The sequence below is a fragment of the Bartonella sp. TT119HLJHH genome, from assembly GCF_042193385.1.
Classification (GTDB): domain Bacteria; phylum Pseudomonadota; class Alphaproteobacteria; order Rhizobiales; family Rhizobiaceae; genus Bartonella.
Genome location: NZ_JBHILS010000097.1, coordinates 1 through 1,159, shown reverse-complemented (window position 1 = coordinate 1,159; position 1,159 = coordinate 1). Strand labels below are relative to the sequence as shown.

General features: G+C 48.7%; 1 protein-coding gene and 1 pseudogene. Both read left to right on the top strand.

The genetic code is table 11. From position 1 onward, the window contains the following. On the top strand, nucleotides 1-954 hold a 954-nt coding region (locus ACFIJL_RS09490), incomplete at its 5' end, for a ParB/RepB/Spo0J family partition protein (protein WP_375624463.1). Beyond that, nucleotides 951-1,159: pseudogene (locus ACFIJL_RS09485) on the top strand (hypothetical protein); the annotation flags it as partial. The gene ACFIJL_RS09490 and the pseudogene ACFIJL_RS09485, both read left to right, overlap by 4 nt.

Here is a 1,159-nt window from a genome sequence, read left to right as displayed (position 1 = left end):
GATGAGCATGCCAAGGCACTTGCACAATCAATGGCGCGGGAGGGATTGATGAATCCGATTACGGTGCGCCATACCCCTAATGCTAAAGAGGGCAATTATACGCTTATTGCTGGTGCGCATCGGCTGCGTGCTGCGGAGCTTTTGGGCTATAGTGAAATTGATGCGGTTGTGGTGCAGGCTGATAAGGATAATGCTGCGCTTTTAGAAGTGGCAGAAAACCTCTTTCGTAATGAGTTGTCTGTTATTGACCGTGCGCTTTTTGTCCAGACTTACCGCGAGTTGTGGGAAAAGAAGTATGGGGAAATTAAGGTTGGTGGCGACAGAAAATCAAAGGGTAAACATTACCCTTTGATCGGTGGTAATCAATATACAAAGGACAAAGTGGCAAAGGTGCAAGTTGCACCTTTGCCAAATGATGGTTCTTCAGAGCATAACGAAACTGGGTGTGAAGGGGATGAAAAATCAAAGGTGCAAGTTGCACCTTTGATCGGAGGTGATGCACATTTAAAGCAATTGGGTCAAGTTGACCCTATTGCTCAAATGGAGGGAGAAGATGGCAAGAGGAGAACTTTATCTTTTGCTAAACATGTGGCGGACCGCATTGGTTTCTCTCAAGATGTCGTGAAACGTCTCAACTGTATTGCCCAGCATTTACAACCGGAGTTGCGTTCTGTTTTGCGGGGGACGGCATTGGCGGATAATCAAGCGCAATTGTTGAAGTTGGCGAAGATGGAGCCGGTTGCGCAACGGCGGGTGGCGATTGCGCTCCAACAGGTTGAGGGAGATTTACGGCGGGCTGTTGATTTGGTCAATGGGATTAATACGCCGCCGCAAATTAATGAACAAGAGCGGGTTTTTGCTCAGTTATTGGGTGTTTGGCAGAGGGCGGATGCGCAGACAAAGGCGCGGTTTTATGATTATTTGAACAAGCAATCGGGGGAGGTGCTGTCATGAAGAGGCATGGTTGTGGGCAGCTTGATTTTTTCCAAAAGCCGGTTTTTCCTTGTCGCGAACCGGTTGCGCAGATTGATTTAGGGCGGTTTCGCTCACGCATTAAGCGTGCGATGGCGCGTGCTTTGAGAGAATGCCGGCATGAGCGCAGTGTGATTGCGGAGCGTATGGCGCATTATTTAGGGATTGGGTGTTTAAGTAAGGCGAG